Annotated in this window: 14 protein-coding genes; 7 read left to right on the top strand and 7 right to left on the bottom strand. The window is 67.9% G+C overall.

The window, feature by feature from the left end:
* Window positions 1-26: 26 nt before the first annotated feature.
* Window positions 27-3,107: a M14 family zinc carboxypeptidase gene (locus AB0E69_RS29755; RefSeq protein ID WP_360153344.1), complete on the bottom strand. Its 3,081-nt coding sequence runs from the start codon at window positions 3,105-3,107 to the stop codon at window positions 27-29.
* Window positions 3,108-3,238: 131 nt separating this feature from the next.
* On the opposite strand from AB0E69_RS29755, the gene AB0E69_RS29760 reads away from it, so the two are divergent.
* A complete protein-coding gene (locus AB0E69_RS29760) occupies window positions 3,239-4,813 on the top strand; it encodes a methylmalonyl-CoA mutase family protein (protein ID WP_360153347.1) in 1,575 nt (524 codons plus the stop codon).
* A gap of 102 nt (window positions 4,814-4,915) precedes the next feature.
* Here AB0E69_RS29760 and AB0E69_RS29765 read toward each other — a convergent pair whose 3' ends face one another.
* The 6 genes from AB0E69_RS29765 to AB0E69_RS29790 form a co-directional block, all read right to left on the bottom strand.
* Complete coding sequence (locus AB0E69_RS29765; protein WP_360153350.1) at window positions 4,916-5,392, bottom strand: hypothetical protein; 477 nt, start codon at window positions 5,390-5,392, stop codon at window positions 4,916-4,918.
* A gap of 242 nt (window positions 5,393-5,634) precedes the next feature.
* Window positions 5,635-6,006 carry a hypothetical protein gene (locus AB0E69_RS29770; RefSeq protein WP_360153353.1) on the bottom strand — a complete coding sequence of 124 codons (372 nt, stop codon included), beginning with the start codon at window positions 6,004-6,006 and terminating at the stop codon, window positions 5,635-5,637.
* Between the two features lie 342 nt (window positions 6,007-6,348).
* Complete coding sequence (locus AB0E69_RS29775) at window positions 6,349-6,504, bottom strand: hypothetical protein (RefSeq protein WP_360153356.1); 156 nt, start codon at window positions 6,502-6,504, stop codon at window positions 6,349-6,351.
* Between the two features lie 222 nt (window positions 6,505-6,726).
* On the bottom strand, window positions 6,727-7,911 hold the full coding sequence (locus tag AB0E69_RS29780; protein ID WP_360153359.1) for an amidohydrolase: 1,185 nt from the start codon (window positions 7,909-7,911) through the stop codon (window positions 6,727-6,729).
* Window positions 7,912-7,961: 50 nt separating this feature from the next.
* Window positions 7,962-8,408 carry a hypothetical protein gene (locus AB0E69_RS29785; RefSeq protein ID WP_360153362.1) on the bottom strand — a complete coding sequence of 149 codons (447 nt, stop codon included), beginning with the start codon at window positions 8,406-8,408 and terminating at the stop codon, window positions 7,962-7,964.
* Complete coding sequence (locus tag AB0E69_RS29790) at window positions 8,408-8,944, bottom strand: hypothetical protein (protein WP_360153365.1); 537 nt, start codon at window positions 8,942-8,944, stop codon at window positions 8,408-8,410. The genes AB0E69_RS29785 and AB0E69_RS29790 overlap by 1 nt, the downstream gene beginning before the upstream one ends.
* A 291-nt stretch (window positions 8,945-9,235) precedes the next feature.
* Between AB0E69_RS29790 and AB0E69_RS29795 the strand changes: the two genes are divergently transcribed.
* The 6 genes from AB0E69_RS29795 to AB0E69_RS29820 all read left to right on the top strand — a co-directional run bounded on the left by AB0E69_RS29795 (window position 9,236) and on the right by AB0E69_RS29820 (window position 16,139).
* Entirely contained in the window at window positions 9,236-10,318 is a 1,083-nt protein-coding gene (locus tag AB0E69_RS29795; RefSeq protein ID WP_360154184.1) for a BMP family ABC transporter substrate-binding protein, read from the top strand.
* 113 nt (window positions 10,319-10,431) lie between these two features.
* Window positions 10,432-11,982 carry an ABC transporter ATP-binding protein gene (locus tag AB0E69_RS29800; RefSeq protein ID WP_360153368.1) on the top strand — a complete coding sequence of 517 codons (1,551 nt, stop codon included), beginning with the start codon at window positions 10,432-10,434 and terminating at the stop codon, window positions 11,980-11,982.
* Window positions 11,983-13,191, top strand: a complete 1,209-nt coding sequence (locus AB0E69_RS29805; protein WP_360153371.1) for an ABC transporter permease — start codon at window positions 11,983-11,985, stop codon at window positions 13,189-13,191. It begins immediately after the preceding gene.
* Window positions 13,188-14,477 carry an ABC transporter permease gene (locus tag AB0E69_RS29810; protein ID WP_360153374.1) on the top strand — a complete coding sequence of 430 codons (1,290 nt, stop codon included), beginning with the start codon at window positions 13,188-13,190 and terminating at the stop codon, window positions 14,475-14,477. Before AB0E69_RS29805 ends, AB0E69_RS29810 begins: the two co-directional genes overlap by 4 nt.
* Window positions 14,455-14,862, top strand: a complete 408-nt coding sequence (locus AB0E69_RS29815) for a cytidine deaminase (RefSeq protein ID WP_360153377.1) — start codon at window positions 14,455-14,457, stop codon at window positions 14,860-14,862. Before AB0E69_RS29810 ends, AB0E69_RS29815 begins: the two co-directional genes overlap by 23 nt.
* On the top strand, window positions 14,862-16,139 hold the full coding sequence (locus AB0E69_RS29820) for a thymidine phosphorylase (RefSeq protein WP_360153380.1): 1,278 nt from the start codon (window positions 14,862-14,864) through the stop codon (window positions 16,137-16,139). Before AB0E69_RS29815 ends, AB0E69_RS29820 begins: the two co-directional genes overlap by 1 nt.
* Window positions 16,140-16,165: the final 26 nt, after the last annotated feature.

The raw sequence follows: 16,165 nt of genomic DNA on the forward strand, positions 1-16,165 counted from the left end.
GAGGACCAGGGTGGCCGGCGGTTCGGTTACGGCGTGCTGAACAGATGCAGCAGGGACCGGCGGACCAGGTCCGTGCGCATCGCCTGCGTGGTCAGGCCCTCGGCGCCGAAGCCGAGGTACACCGAGTCGGGTGTCGCCACCCCGGCGCCCTCGTCGAAGGCGGTGGTGGTGCGGATCCAGTCGGTCGGGTTGGCGGGTGAACCGGCCGGTGGACCGGGCACCGTCCAGCCCCCGAGGTCGGTCTCGAACGAGGTCTGCTCGGTGGCCCCACCCTTGGTGATCGAGACGTCGTCGACGAAGGCCCCAAGGCCCTGGGTCGACCAGTCGCTGACATACGTGATCGACAGCTCGACCTGCTGGCCGGCGTACGGCGTCAGGTCGATCTTCCAGTCCTGCCAGCCACCGCTCGGCCCGGACGATGCGTTCCACGCGCCCGTGGTGCCGGTCGGCGAGCAGTCAGCGCCCTGGTAGTGCGCCAGGAACGGATGCAGCTGCACCCAGCCGGCCGGACAGCTCTCGCCGGTGTCCTGCGTCGTGTGGCCGTTCATGTCCGGCAGCGTCGTCCAGTCGTTCTGGCCGACCGTGTGCGCCTCGACCATCACGTGGTCCCAGCCCGCCTCGGTGTCGTAGGAGAACTTGAACGACATCGAACCGCTGGTGACTCCGCTCAGGTCTACCGTCCGGGTCAGCCGCTTGTAGCTCATGTCGGCCTGCCGGCTGTAGACGTACTGCGAACCGCTGAACGGCTCGAACGGCGCACCGCCGGGTCGGTCCCACTTCAGCGGAGCCGAGCTGGCGAACTGCGGGAACTGGGCCTTCGGCAACACACTCGAGGTGAGCACGTAGGCATTGGTGTGATTCTGGTTGTTGGCCGAGTCGCCGCCGTTGAGCGTCCCGGTGAACCCGTTGAAGGCGCCGGCCTTGCCGCTGATCGGGACCGGGTTGCCGTCGCTGCCGGTGCCGCTGTTGTCGACGAGCGTGTAGGCGCCGAGCCAGTACTGCTCGAAGTCGTTGAGCAACGGCAGGCACGGGTACGTCCGTGCCGTGCACTCGCCCTGCGTCTCCTGGAACGGGTTGTAGTAGTACGCCCCGTCCGCGTTGCTCGCGTAGCCGGCGTACTTGCCGGTGTAGAGCAGCTTGCCGCCCTCGTTGAGGTAGTCGCGGACCGACACCTCGAGGTCGAGGGCCAGCTCGGCCGCCGTGCCGCCCGGCTGGCCGACCTTACGGGTGATGATGTCGTCGCCGGTCTCCCAAACCACGGCCTTGTAGTGCGACAGCACGCCCAGCGGGTGCGGTGCGGTCCGGTTGTTCGCGTCCACGTCGTACACGTCCGAGGTGACGCCGGCCGCAGTCAGTGAGGCCGCGTAGTTGGCGGCGTACTTTGCGGTCGTGACGCCTTGGGTCGGGCTGGCACCGGTGACGTCCTCAGCCGCGAGGATCAGCACCTGGCCGCCGATGTCGGTCGCAACCTTGTAGGTGAAGTGCTGGCTGGCAACGGCGCCCGTCCCCGCCTTGTTGCCGCTGAACCACACCTCGACCGAGTCACCCGGCTTGGTACGGCGGACCGTGCCGCGGAACTCGGCGTAGTAGCGGTTGTTGGTGTTGCCGTACCGCTCGCCGCCCTTCCACTCCGACGTCTTGTCGGAGATCGGGTCGCCGCCGTTGATCCGGTAGTTGATGCGGAGGTTCCGCAACGCCCGCTTGGCGATCACCGCGACCGGCTGGGTGGTGCCGTACGAGACGGTGAACGGATCCGCGACCAGGTCGGCGGCCTTCCGTCCCACCACCGAGACCGGGTCGTCGGGGTCCTGGGCGGACTTCGCGACCGACACCGCGAACGCGATGTTCTTGGCGAACTCGGCCTGGATCAGGCCTTCGTCGTCCGGGAAGCTGAAGACGCTGACGCAGTCCTCCGGCCGCCACTGGTCGTTGGGGTCGACCGCGGACGCGGTCTGGCAGGTCGACATCTCCGGCGTGAACGCCATCGTGCCGTACGCGTTCGCCGCGTGGTCGTCGGTCTCACCGTTGGTGGTGTAGAGCTCGGCGGAGACGTCCGGGTCGTAGCCGGGTACTGCGGGGTTCGCGTCGTCACCCGCCATCGCTTCCGAGATCACGTCGTCCGGCGAGGGCGTGCTCACCTGCCAGCCGACGCCGTACAGCAGCAACTGGGCCGCGGAGTGGTAGTTGACCAGCTCGGTGAAGTGCGCCCGGCGGAACAGCTGGTCGAGGGCCTTCGTCTCCGGCTCGGAGGCGGGGGACGGACCGCGGTACGTGTCGCTGCTCGGGTCGGGCGACGAGCCTTCGTTGTCGTAGCCCCACTTGGTCGGCAGGTTGCGGTTCAGGTCGACGCCGTCGCCTGGCGCGATGACGCCGTCGTTGTTGTTGTCGTGGAGGTTCTTGCGCCACAGGCGGTCGCCGGTGAACGTGTAGTCGTAGCCGTCGGGGTTGGCCACCGGCAGGAACCACAGTTCTGTGGTGTTGACCACCTTGGTGACGTCGGCGTTGTGGCCGTAGCCGTCGAGGTAGTAGTGCATCAGCCGGCGCACCATCTCCGGGGTGATCCACTCGCGGGCGTGCTGGGCGCCGGAGTACAGCACCGAGGGCTTGCTGCCGTCGGGCAGCAGCCGGGCGCCCAGGCTCACCTTGACGGCGACGATCGGCTTGCCCTGGACCGTCGTACCGATGGTGACCAGCTTGGCCAGCAGCGGGTGGGCAGCAGCGGTCTGGGTCAACTCTTCGTAGAGGCCGCCGGGTCCGCTGTACTGGCGGAAGACGGTCGGGCCGGCCGCGGCGAGCCTGGCGGCCTCGTCGGAGGCTGCGTGGCCCTTGACCTGCTTCACCTTCAGGTCGACACCGTCCGTGCGGAGCTTGGCGGCCTGCCGCTCGGACATGACCACCTCGACCTGGCCGGCCTGGTCGGTGGCGATGTCGGAGCGGTCGACCCCGATGTCGACGACCTTCTGCAGCTGCTGCGTGCTCAGGTGGCCGACGTACACCTCGAGGCCGTCACCTCCCCGGCCCTTCGGTACTGCGGTGGCTGCCTGTCCTGCAGCCAGTGCGCTGGCTACGACAGCCAGTACTGCGATCAGAGCGGAAGTTCTTCGCATGTCGCCCCTCCCCGGTCCACGCTGCATACGCTGGCAGCAGCCTTCTGTGAGCCAGGTCACGAGTCAACAGCTCGGGCTGGGCGTGCTGGACGTCATACCAGTCGGGCGGTGGTTCGGAATACCGTGGGGAGATGAGTCATCGCAGCGAGTCGGGGTTCGAGTTCGCGCCGGTCTACGAGCCGCTGGACGGGTTCGACCCGGCGGCCAAGCTGGGCGAGCCGGGGCAGTTCCCGTACACGCGCGGGGTCTACCCGACGATGTACACCGAGCGGCCGTGGACGATGCGGCAGTACGCCGGGTTCGGCACCGCGGCCGAGTCGAACCAGCGGTACCACCAGCTGATCGACCACGGGACGATGGGGCTGTCGGTCGCCTTCGACCTGCCGACCCAGATGGGGTACGACTCGGACGCGCCGATCGCGCACGGCGAGGTCGGCAAGGTCGGGGTCGCGATCGACTCGATCGACGACATGCGGGTGCTGTTCGACAAGATCCCGCTGGACCAGGTCTCCACCTCGATGACGATCAACGCGCCGGGGTCGGTGCTGCTGCTCCTGTACCAGCTGGTCGCCGAGGAGCAGGGGGTGTCCGGGGACAAGCTCACCGGGACGATCCAGAACGACGTACTGAAGGAGTACATCGCGCGCGGGACGTACATCTACCCGCCGAAGGAGTCGCTGCGGCTGATCAGCGACATCTTCGCGTACTGCAAGGCGGAGCTGCCGCGCTGGAACACGATCTCGATTTCCGGCTACCACATGGCCGAGGCCGGGGCGACGCCCGCGCAGGAGATCGCGTTCACGCTGGCGGACGGGATCGAGTACGTCCGCGCGGCGATCGCGTCCGGGCTGGACGTGGACGAGTTCGCACCGCGGCTGTCGTTCTTCTTCGTGGCGCGGACGACGTTGCTCGAAGAGGTGGCGAAGTTCCGGGCGGCGCGGCGGATCTGGGCGCGGGTGATGCGGGACGAGTTCGGTGCTCGCAATCCGAAGTCCCAGATGCTCCGCTTCCACACCCAGACCGCCGGGGTCCAGCTCACGGCTCAGCAGCCCGAGGTCAACCTGGTCCGGGTCGCGATCCAGGGGCTGGCCGCGGTCCTGGGCGGGACGCAGTCCCTGCACACGAACTCGTACGACGAGGCCATCGCGCTCCCCACCGAGAAGGCGGCCCGCCTGGCGCTGCGCACCCAGCAGGTCCTCGCCTACGAAACAGACATCACCGCGACTGTCGACCCGTTCGCCGGCTCCTACGTGGTCGAGTCCCTCACCGACGAGGTCGAGTCCGAAGCAGTAGCCCTGATGACCCAGGTCGAGGAGTACGGCGGCGCGGTCGCAGCGATCGAAAAAGGTTTCCAGAAGCAGGAGATCGAACGCTCCGCCTACCAGATCGCCCAGCAGATCGACTCCGCCGAGCGCGTAGTCGTAGGCATGAACAAGTTCAAGATCGCCGAGGAAGAGCCCTACGAGCCCCTCCGAGTAGACCCAGCCATCGAGTCCCAACAGGTAGCCCGCCTGACCCAACTCCGAGCCACCAGAGACCAACAGGCCGTAGACCAGGCCCTAGCCGCCCTGAAATCCGCCGCCGCCGGCACCGACAACTGCCTCTACCCCATGAAAAAAGCCCTAAAAGCCCAAGCCACAGTAGGCGAAGTCTGCAACACCCTCAGAGAAGTCTGGGGCGTCTACGTCCCCGCCGACACCTTCTGAGCGATCTGCATTCGATAGCCGCCGCGAACGCAAGCCGCTTTCGTGGCGGCTATTCCACCGCTGCCTTCAGCAGGGGGCGGTCGTGGTGATGGGCGAGCGTAGTCAGCTTCGGGTAGGCGTAGCTGCTCCAGCGTGATTGGACACCGCAACGACATCCTGAATGCTCAGCTTGCGCAGGCAGAGCAGCGTTCGAATGGTGCAGAACCGCGCCTCCGGTGACCACGTGTCCGCTTCGTTGTCCATTTCGCGAAGGAGATCGACGCATTGTTGCCTAGTCTCGATCGGCCAGTACAAAAGCTCACGAGCCTCCGAGCGGTCCGGGGCAACCTCCCACCTGCCCTGGATTTCTCCGACAGATAGCTCCGTCTCAAGACAGCCGAAGAACTTGAAGTCCAGGATGTCGGTCGCGAACGCGAAGCTGTGCAATCGGATCGTCGACCACTGCATCTCGTCGGGGCGGAAGCCCAACTCCTCGTAAGCCCCGCGGGCGGCTGTGACGTCAGGTGCGCAGGAAGTTGCATCGTATCCGGCCGCGGCGAAGTCCCGGGAAGCCATCCCTTCCCCGACCGCGTTGAACACCTGTCCGTGCCGCCACGAGCCTGCCGGCGAGGTCCTACCTGCCCTTCGGCTGAGAACGATCGTCCGGCCTCCTTCGGCGATCAGCGACAGACCGACACTGCATGGCGTCGGTAGCCCAGGAGCTGGGCTCTCGGCCGACGCAGCCGAGGCAAGCTTGGCCAGCAACTGGCGTTCGGCGCCGGTACCGTGCAGCAGAACGCGATGCGATGCCAGAAAGTCGAAGTAGTCGAACTCATGTGCCTTCAGGGTGAGGTGATGGCCAGCCCACGGCGCTCCTGTTCAGGGTCGTCGGAGGTTCTTTTGATCATGTACGACGAGAGCCCGATCTGACGACCGTTGGTATGGCCGGCCTCCAGCCATTCGCCGGAGTGAGCTTCACGGATCCCCCGCACCGCTTCCGGCGTCTGGTACGTGCCTTCGAGGCGTACTGTGACTGAGCCTGGTCGGAAGAACCCGTCTGGATCCCATCCAGCCTGAATCAGCACAATCGTGCTGTGCATGGCCTCGATTGACTTGGCCCCGACGTTCAGCTCGCGGTAGCGCTGCGCCCGCACTCGTTGACCGCGGCGCATCGCAAACCAACGCCACACCTCATTCGCCAGCACGCCGAGCACGGCGCCTCCTACAAGCAGAATCCACTCCACCGCCCACCACCCACTGCCGTCGTCACGTCAGAGCCCCCCACGGGCACCATCCCTCGCAAGATAGGCGCGGGTGGGCGTTGTGTCACTGGCTCAGGCACGATCGCCTACTGACCGTGATTGGCGCTCGCTCCCTCAGCGAACGCACTAGCCGGGTACCTGTCAGGTCGTACAGAACCGAGGATTACCGAGATATTCGCCAGCGAGTCCCAACAGGTAGCCCGCCTGGCCAACTCTGCCTCTACCCCGTGAAGGCCCTAAAGCCCAAGCCACAGTAGGCGAAGTCTGCAACACCCTCTGAGAAGTCTGGGGCGTCTACGTCCCCGCCGACACGTTCTGGGTATCCAGCGGCCCCGGCCTGCTCGGACGAAAGACGATCGCACCAGCTCGCATGTCCCGCACGGCTGCTGTGATCTGTTTGTCGGTCACCTTGCCGCGCTTGGCCTCGTAGGTCGCCAGGAATCGATTCATGACCTGCAACCTGCGCTCATGGGTACGACGACTTACCTGCTCTTGCTCCACTCGTATCTCTCCTGGTTGAGCTCAGGGCATTCCAGCGCGCCGGGTTCGAAGTGGATTGCCTGCGCCGGGGCGTGTCCGGGTGGGGCGGGGTGCGCGCGCCGCCGGAGGCGGCCGATAGGCAGCCGCCGCGAAGCGGTGTCCTTTCGCGGGGTGTCCTTGGCGATGTTCCCGTTAGTCGAGGAGGGCGGTGGAGGTTAGGACTGTGGTGCCTAGGGTGATGGCTTCTTCGGAGGGGTCGAAGGTGGGGGTGTGGAGGTCGCCGGTGGTGTCGAGGGTGGGGGGACGGACGCCGAGGCGGGCCATGGCGCCGGGGACGTGTTCCATGTACCAGGCGAAGTCCTCGCCGCCGAGGCTCTGGTCGGTGGGGGCGAGGGCGCTGGAGCCCAGCGTCTGGTGGACGGCGTTGCGGAGTACGTCGATGGCCGTCGGGTCATTCATGACCGGGGGTACGCCGTGCGTGACCTCGACGTCGACCTCCACGCCGCCGTACGGGCGGACCAGTTGCGAAGCTAGCGACGGGATCAGGTCCTCCGCCAGGCGCCACGCGTTCACGTCCAGGCAGCGGAGGGTGCCTTCGGCCTCGCCGCGGGACGGGATCGCGTTGGCAGCGGAGCCGGACGTGATGCGGCCCCAGACGAGGGACATGCCCGCGCGCGGGTCGACCCGGCGGGACAGCGCGGCCGGGAGCTCGGTCACCAGCGTCGCGAGCGCGTAGACGAGGTCGGCCGTCAGGTGCGGCCGCGACGTGTGCCCGCCCGGACCGCTCAGCCGCACCAGGATCCGGTCGGCCGCAGCCGTCAGCGCGCCGACCCGCAGCCCGACCTGCCCGACCTGCAGCCGCGGATCGCAGTGCAGACCATAGATACGGCGGACCCCGTCGAGTCCGCCGGCCGCGATGACACCGAGTGCACCACCCGGCATCACTTCCTCGGCCGGCTGGAAGATCAGCCGCACCCGCCGATCCAGGTGCCCGTCACGCGCCATCCCGGCCAGCACCAACGCCGCACCGAGCAACGCAGACGTGTGTACGTCGTGACCGCAAGCGTGCGCGACCCCATCGATCGTCGACCGCCAAGGCGCCGCGACGCCGTCCGGCACCGGCAGCGCGTCGATGTCGGCCCGCAGCGCGACGCACGAGTCACCGGAGCCGACGTCACAGATGAGTCCGGTCCCGGTCGGCAGCACCCGCGGCGAGAGGCCCGCCCCGATCAGCTTCTTCTCGAGCAGTTCGGTGGTGCGGACCTCGTGCCAGCCGAGCTCGGGGTGCGCGTGCAGGTCACGGCGTACCTCGACCATCTCCTCGCGCACCGCCTCGACCCGAGCCAGGACGTCCGCGACCAGCAACTGATGACTCATCCCGAGATTGTGGCACAGCGCGGGAACGCCGAATTCAGCCGCCGGAACTGCTATTTGGCCGGTTGCTTCTGCTTCGCCACGATGAACGTCCACCGGGTGCTCGGTGTCGTTGTCAGCCGCAACGAGACCCTCTTGATGTCGGTCAGCAACTTGATCCGCGACGGTACGCCGTCGCACGCGACGTCCCACGGGTCGCTGCCGGCGATCTCCACGCGGACGTTTCCGGCCCGGCAGCGTGCATACAGAACGTAGTCGGGGCCGAAGGCGCCGGAGATCGGTTGGGTGAGCGAGCCGCTGCCACTCCGTGTGACCATCGCCTGGTCCGTCGGGAGGGTCACCAGCGAGATGTCGTCGGCCTTCTCCGGGGCGGACGAAGCCTCCGGGCCAGTGGACTGCTCCTCCGGCGTGCTGCCGTGGGTGTTGTCCGGAGTGCAGGCGGGCAGCAGGGTGAGCGCGGCCAGGGCCGCGCTCACCGCGCCGAGAGTTGCCTTCGGCATCAGTAGATGCGCCACTGCGCCCGGCTCGGGGCGTGCGCGGTCCAGGACTGGTGGATGGTGCCGGCGCCGCCGCCGTAGTACGACAGCGTGCTGTGGCCCTTGACGTTCTCCTGGTAGATACCGCGGTCGCAGTACACGGTGTCGTGCGCCCGGACCGTGAAGTTCGCCGAGGTGACGTAGCCGGTGGTCATCGACAGCTCGACGTTCGCGGTCACCGACGCCTCGATGCTGGCGAAGATCGCGGCCTTCAGCTGCTCCTTCACGCTGACGCTGACGCCCCAGGTGACGGTCTTGCTGGTGCTCGCCTCGCACTGCCCGGTGATCGAGTAGCTCTTGTCGTTGCGCACCGAGTCGCGGTAGCCGGCCGTGAACGAGACCGGGATGCGCTTGTCGATCGTGCTGCAGGCCTGCCAGTTCGAGCCGCTCCGGCAGCTCGTCGCGGCCGCCGCGTCGGGCGCCTGGACGATGCTCAGCCCGACGACGCCGAGGGTGGCCGTGAGCCCGGCGGCGCCGGCCTTGAACAAACGTGAACTCATCTGAGATCCCCCTGAGATCTGCCGGAGCCGATTGCCCCGGATCGCCTCACGCTAACCGTGGGTGATCATCAATTGCTTGCTTACTGCAACAACCTGCAGAGTGACCAATCACACACTGCGGTCGGTTCATCGCCGACAGTGCCCGGTCCTGGGTGCCTGATCACTATCAGGTATCGGGCTGGTCGTGCCGTTCTGTGAACGCCGCCGGACGCTTATAGTCTGCGGATGCGGTACGCCGGAATCCGGCGTGTCGCGACAAGATTTCCGGGACGAAGGAGACCTCCGGTGAAGATGTACCTGCGGGGAGCGGCGGTGGCAGGCGTACTCGCGCTCGCCGTTTCCGCGTGCGGCAGCAAGCCGGCCGACAGCGGCAACGCCGGCGCCGCGAAGAAGGATTTCAAGACCTGCATGGTCTCCGACTCCGGAGGTTTTGACGACAAGTCGTTCAACCAGACCTCGTACAAGGGTCAGGCGGACGCGGTCAAGAAGCTCAACATCAACGAGGCCAAGGTCGAGTCGAAGTCGGACAACGACTACCCGACCAACATGACCGCGATGGTCGCGCAGAAGTGCAACATCATCGTCGGGGTCGGCTTCAAGCTGAACGACTCCACCTACAAGGCCGCGCAGGCCAACGCTGGGATCAAGTTCGCGCTGGTCGACCCGGGTGACCTGACCACGCTGCCGAAGGCCACCAACGTCAAGCCGCTGGCCTTCAACACCGCGCAGTCCAGCTACCTGGCCGGCTACCTCGCCGCCGGGATGACGAAGTCCGGCAAGGTCGGCACGTTCGGCGGCATCCAGATCCCGACCGTGACCATCTTCATGGACGGCTTCGCCGAGGGCGTGAAGCACTACAACGAGGTCAAGGGCAAGAACGTCCAGGTCCTCGGCTGGGACGAGGCGACCCAGAAGGGCCTGTTCGCGGGCGGCTTCGAGGACAAGGCCAAGGGCCAGACCACCGCGCAGAACCTGGTCACCCAGGGCGCGGACATCCTGTTCCCGGTGGCCGGCCCGTCCGGCCTCGGCGCGCTGCAGGCCGCGAAGACCAGCGGCGGCAAGGTGAACGCGATCTGGGTCGACACCGACGGCTGCGAGAGCGCCGCGGAGTACTGCAGCGTGCTCCTGACCAGCGTGTTCAAGGGCATGGACGTCGCTGTCGAGGACGTCATCACCGCGGCCGTGGACAACAAGTTCGACCCGGCGCCGTACGTCGGGACGCTGCAGAACAACGGCACCGGCCTGGCGCCGTACCACGAGTTCGACGGCAAGATCCCGGGTGACCTGAAGTCCGAGATCGACCAGCTGAAGAAGGACATCATCGACGGCAAGATCACCGTCGCCTCCAAGGCGCAGCCGAAGACGGCGTCCTGATTCACCGCGTACCACCTAGGTAGTACGGTGCGAGCCAGGAAGTGACCCACGAGGTCGCTTCCTGGCTCTCCGTCTGAACGGACGGACCGTCCGAACGGGAAGGGGCTGCCCGCATGCACCTCGAGCTCTCCGGGCTGACCAAGAGCTTCGGCTCGCTGGTCGCCAACGACCACATCGACCTGGTCATCGAGCCGGGCGAGATCCACTGCCTGCTCGGCGAGAACGGCGCCGGCAAGAGCACGTTGATGAACATGCTCTACGGGCTGCTGCAACCGGACTCCGGCGAGATCGTGATCGACGGCGAGAAGGTCCGGATCAGCTCGCCGAGCGACGCGATCAAGCAGGGCATCGGGATGGTGCACCAGCACTTCATGCTGGTCCCGGTCTTCACCGTCGCCGAGAACATCATGCTCGGCCGGGAGAACACCCACCCCGGCGGCATCCTGGACCGCAAGAAGGCGCACGCGCTCGTCACCGAGCTGTCCGACCGGTACGGGTTCGAGGTCGACCCCGAGGCGCTGGTCGAGGACATCCCGGTCGGCGTCCAGCAGCGGGTCGAGATCATCAAGGCGCTCACCAACGACGCCCGGGTGCTGATCCTGGACGAGCCGACCGCGGTGCTCACCCCGGCCGAGATCGACGAGCTGATCGCGGTGATGCGCCAGCTCAAGGAGAACGGCACCTCGATCGTCTTCATCACCCACAAGCTCAAAGAGGTCAAGGCGATCGCGGACAAGATCACCGTGATCCGCCGCGGCAAGGTGGTCGGCCAGGCCGAGCCGTCCGCGTCCGAGGAGGAGCTGGCCGAACTCATGGTCGGCCGTGCGGTCGACCTGGTGGTCGACAAGGAGCCGGCTCAGCCGAAGGACGCCGTACTGCGGGTGACCGGGCTGACCGTGATCGACGAGCGCGGGTTCACCGCCGTCGACGACGTCGACCTCGAGGTCCGCGCCGGGGAGATCCTCGCGGTGGCCGGGGTCCAGGGCAACGGCCAGACCGAGCTCGCCGAGGCGCTGCTCGGGCTGACCCCGATCGCGGCCGGCACGATCACGCTGGACGGCCAGGACCTGACCGGCAAATCGACCCGGCACCGGCTGGACGCCGGTATCGGGTACGTGCCCGAGGACCGCGCGCACGACGGTTTCGTCGGCTCGTTCACCGTGGCCGAGAACCTCGTCCTCGACCTGTTCCGGCAGGCGCCGTTCGGGAACGGGCTGGCGCTGCGGACCGACGAGATCGAGAAGAACGCGACCGCGCGGGTGGACGAGTTCGACATCCGCACCCAGAGCATCGACCTGACCGTGTCGTCGCTGTCCGGCGGCAACCAGCAGAAGGTCGTGCTCGCCCGCGAGCTGTCCCGGCCGCTGAAGCTGCTGGTCGCGTCGCAGCCGACCCGCGGTGTGGACGTCGGCTCGATCGAGTTCCTGCACCAGCGGATCGTGCGCGAGCGCGACAACGGCACCGCCGTACTCATCGTCTCGACCGAGCTGGACGAGATCGCCGCGCTGTCCGACCGGGTCGCGGTGATGTACCGCGGCAAGGTGGTCGGCGTGGTGCCGTCCGACACCCCGCGCGACGAGCTGGGCCTGATGATGGCCGGCGCCTCGAAGACCGAGGCGCACGAAGTGGCGATCGACAACCCGACCACGTTGGGAACCATCTAGATGAGCACAGAGACAGAGACCGCGCCGGCGGCGGAACCGGCGAAGGCGCCGGCGCGGGAGCCGCAGCGGTCCGGCCTGCCGTCGTGGGCGGTCCAGGGCCTGGTCTCGCTGAGCGCGCTCGTGCTGGCGCTGGTGGTCGGGGCGATCCTGATCATCGTCGGCGACGACCAGGTGCAGGCCACGATCAAGTACTTCGGTGCCGCGCCGGGAGACACCTTCTCCGCCGCCGCCACCGCGGTCGGCGAGGCCTACAAGGCGCTCGCGTCCGGCGCGTTCGGCGGGATCAACGCGATCAGCGAGTCGTTGACCCAGGCAACACCGCTGATCTGCGGCGGCCTGGCGGTCTCGCTGGCGTTCCGCACCGGGCTGTTCAACATCGGTGCGCAGGGCCAGCTGATCGTCGGCGCGATCCTGGCCGGGTACGTCGGTTTCGCGTGGCACCTGCCGGTGGTGCTGCACCTCGTGCTTGCCGTGATCGCCGGCCTGATCGGCGGTGCGCTGTGGGGCGGGGTCGTGGGTGCGCTCAAGGCCCGCACCGGTGCGCACGAGGTGATCGTGACGATCATGCTGAACTACGTCGCGATCTACCTGCTGCAGTGGTTGCTGACGACGAAGACGTTCCAACGGCCGGGGCGGACCGACCCGATCTCCCCGATCGTGGACAGCAACGCGCAGTTCCCGCAGTTCGGGAGCACGCGGCTGCACCTCGGGTTCCTGCTGGCGCTGCTGGCAGCGATATTCGTGTGGTGGCTGCTGAACCGGTCGACGATCGGCTTCGAGCTGCGAGCCGTCGGCGCTAACGCCGATGCCTCGCGGACCGCGGGCATGTCGGTCGGTCGCGCGTACATCATCGCGATGGTCGTCGCCGGTGCGCTGGCCGGTCTGGCCGGGGCTCAGCAGGTGCTTGGCACTGACCTGCCGTTGACCGACGGAGTTGCGGCCTCGGTCGGCTTCGACGCGATCACGGTCGCGCTGCTCGGCCGCGGTACGCCGCTCGGCACCGTGCTGGCCGGTCTGCTCTTCGGTGCGCTGAACGCGGGTGGTCTGCAGATGCAGCTGATCACGCAGACCCCGCTGACGCTGACCACGGTCCTGCAGGCCGTCATCGTGCTGTTCGTCGCGGCGCCGGCGCTGGTGCGCTCGATCTTCCGGTTCCTGCCGAAGGAACGCGGCGCAGGGACCGTCCTCGCGAAGGGTTGGAACGGATGACCGAGACGACTCCGGACGCTGTTCCGGCGGCGCCAGCGCGGGAACGGCCGATCGAGGGACCGGCGGACCGGACGCGGCGGTTGCGCGTCGGCGGCCTGATGCTGGTGTTCGCGCTGATCGGGCTCGCGCTGGCACTCTTCACCAAGGGCGGCAAGGCGACGTTCCAGTTGGTGTCGGGCGACTTCGAGCACAACCTGCTCGGTCTGCCCGCACAGCCGGTCGCGCTGATCCTGGCGATCCTGGGCGTCGGGGCCGCGGTCGCGTACGTCCTGCGCCGGGTGCCGCAGCGGTACGCCGGCTGGCTGGCCGCAGTACTCGGCATCTGCTTCATCGGGGCGTTCCTGTGCTGGGCGTCGGCGGGCAAGACGTTCCCGCTGGCGAACCAGTTCCAGGGGACGCTGAACTTCGCGACCCCGCTGATTCTCGGCGCGCTCGCCGGCGTGATGTGTGAGCGGGCCGGTGTCATCAACATCGCGATCGAGGGGCAGTTCCTGGTCGGCGCGTTCACCGCGGCGCTGGTGTCGAGCCTGACGCACAGCTCGGCGGCGGCGCTGGTCGCGGCCGCCGCGACCGGGGTGCTGATGGCGGCGCTGCTGGCGGTGTTCTCGATCAAGTACCTGGTGAACCAGGTCGTGCTCGGCGTGGTGCTGGTGGTGTTCGCGACAGGTATCACCGGGTTCTTGTTCGACCAGTTCCTGCAGGACAACGCGGCGAAGCTGAACACGCCGGCCGTGTTGTCCGCGGTGAAGATCCCTGGCCTGGGCGACATCCCGTTCATCGGGCCGATCCTGTTCAAGCAGACCGCGCTCGTGTACCTGACGTACCTCGCAGTCGCGGTGGTCACGTTCGTGCTGTTCCAGACCCGTTGGGGGCTGCGGATCCGTGCGGTCGGCGAGCACCCGAAGGCGGCCGACACGGTCGGCATCCGGGTCAAGCGCATCCGGTACTCCGCGGTCCTCGCCGCCGGCATCCTGGCCGGCCTCGGCGGTGCCTTCTTCACGGTCGGGTACGCCGGCTCCTTCTCCAAGGAGATGACCGCGGGCAACGGCTTCATCGCCCTGGCCGCGCTGATCATGGGCCGCTGGCACCCGATCGGCGCCACCATCGCCGCACTGTTCTTCGGCTTCGCGACGCAGCTTCAGTCCCAGCTCCAGATCATCCAGACCCCGATCCCCGGCGAACTCCTGCTGATGGCCCCCTACCTCGCCACGATCATCGCGGTCGCCGGCCTGGTAGGCCGAGTCAGAGCCCCAAAGGCCGACGGTGAGCCCTACGTCACCGAATGAGATCGACTGGCCGGCGCTCCGGGCGCTGGCCGTCGAGGTCATGCACCGGGCCTACGCGCCGTACTCCGGGTTTCCGGTGGGGGCGGCGGCGCTGGTCGAGGATGGGCGGGTTGTTGCCGGGTGCAACGTGGAGAACGCGTCGTACGGGCTGACGCTGTGCGCCGAGTGTGGGCTGGTGTCGGAGTTGCACCGGACCGGGGGCGGGCGGCTGGTGGCGTTCACCTGTGTGGATCGGCACGAGCACCTGCTGACTCCGTGCGGGCGGTGCCGGCAGTTGTTGCACGAGAACGGCGGCCCGGGGCTGCTGGTCGAGACGACGACCGGGATCCGCCCGCTGCGGGAGTTGCTGCCTGACGCGTTCGGGCCCGAGTTTCTGGAGGAGTAATGAGCTACGACGCGGTGGACGTGATCCGGACCAAGCGCGACCGGGGTGAATTGACCGACGGTCAGATCGACTGGGTGATCGACGCCTACACCAACGGTGCGGTCGCCGACGAGCAGATGTCGTCGCTGGCGATGGCGATCCTGCTGAACGGGATGAACCGCCGCGAGATCGCCCGCTGGACTGCCGCGATGATCGCGTCCGGCGAGCGGATGGACTTCCACAAGCTGTCCCGGCCGACCGCGGACAAGCACTCGACCGGCGGCGTCGGCGACAAGATCACGTTGCCGCTGGCACCTTTGGTGGCGGCCTGCGGGGTCGCCGTACCGCAGCTGTCCGGCCGGGGTCTCGGCCACACCGGCGGCACGCTGGACAAGCTCGAGTCGATCCCGGGCTGGCGCGCGGCGCTCACCAACGACGAGCTGATGCACCAGTTGGAGGACGTCGGCGCGGTGATCTGCGCGGCCGGTGACGGTCTCGCGCCGGCCGACAAGAAGCTCTACGCGCTGCGCGACGTGACCGGAACCGTCGAGGCGATCCCGCTGATCGCCAGCTCGATCATGAGCAAGAAGATCGCCGAGGGCACCGGCGCGCTGGTGCTGGACGTCAAGGTCGGGTCCGGCGCGTTCATGAAGGACCTCGCCGACGCCCGCGAGCTGGCCGAGACGATGGTTGCACTCGGCACCGATGCCGGTGTGAAGACCGTTGCCCTGCTCACCGACATGTCGGTCCCGCTCGGACTGACCGCGGGCAACGCACTCGAGGTCCGCGAGTCGGTCGAGGTGCTGGCCGGCGGCGGTCCGGCCGATGTGGTCGAGTTGACGCTTGCCCTCGCCACCGAGATGCTCGCCGCAGCCGGCGTGACGGACATCGACCCGGCGGAGAAGCTCCGCGACGGTACGGCGATGGACGTCTGGCGGGCCATGATCGCGGCCCAGGGCGGCGATCCCTCCGCCGAGCTCCCGGTCGCCCCCGAGCAGCACGTCGTACCCGCTCCCGCGTCCGGAGTCCTGTCCAAGCTGGACGCACTCGCGGTCGGCGTCGCGGCGTGGCGACTCGGGGCCGGGCGGGCACGCAAGGAAGACCCGGTGTCCGCGGTCGCAGGCGTCGAATTGCATGCGAAGCCCGGCGACCAGGTCGAGGAGGGCGCGCCGCTCCTCACCCTGCACACCGACGACCCGACCCGGATCTCCCGCGCGCTCGAGGCCCTGGAGGACGCCGTCGCGGTCTCCGACTCCTACTCCCCAGGTGCGCTGGTCATCGACCGCATCACCGCGTAGCCGCGCGGCATCAGCTGTACGGCGTC

It is taken from the genome of Kribbella sp. NPDC026611 (genome assembly GCF_040638345.1).
Taxonomy (GTDB): Bacteria; Actinomycetota; Actinomycetes; order Propionibacteriales; family Kribbellaceae; genus Kribbella.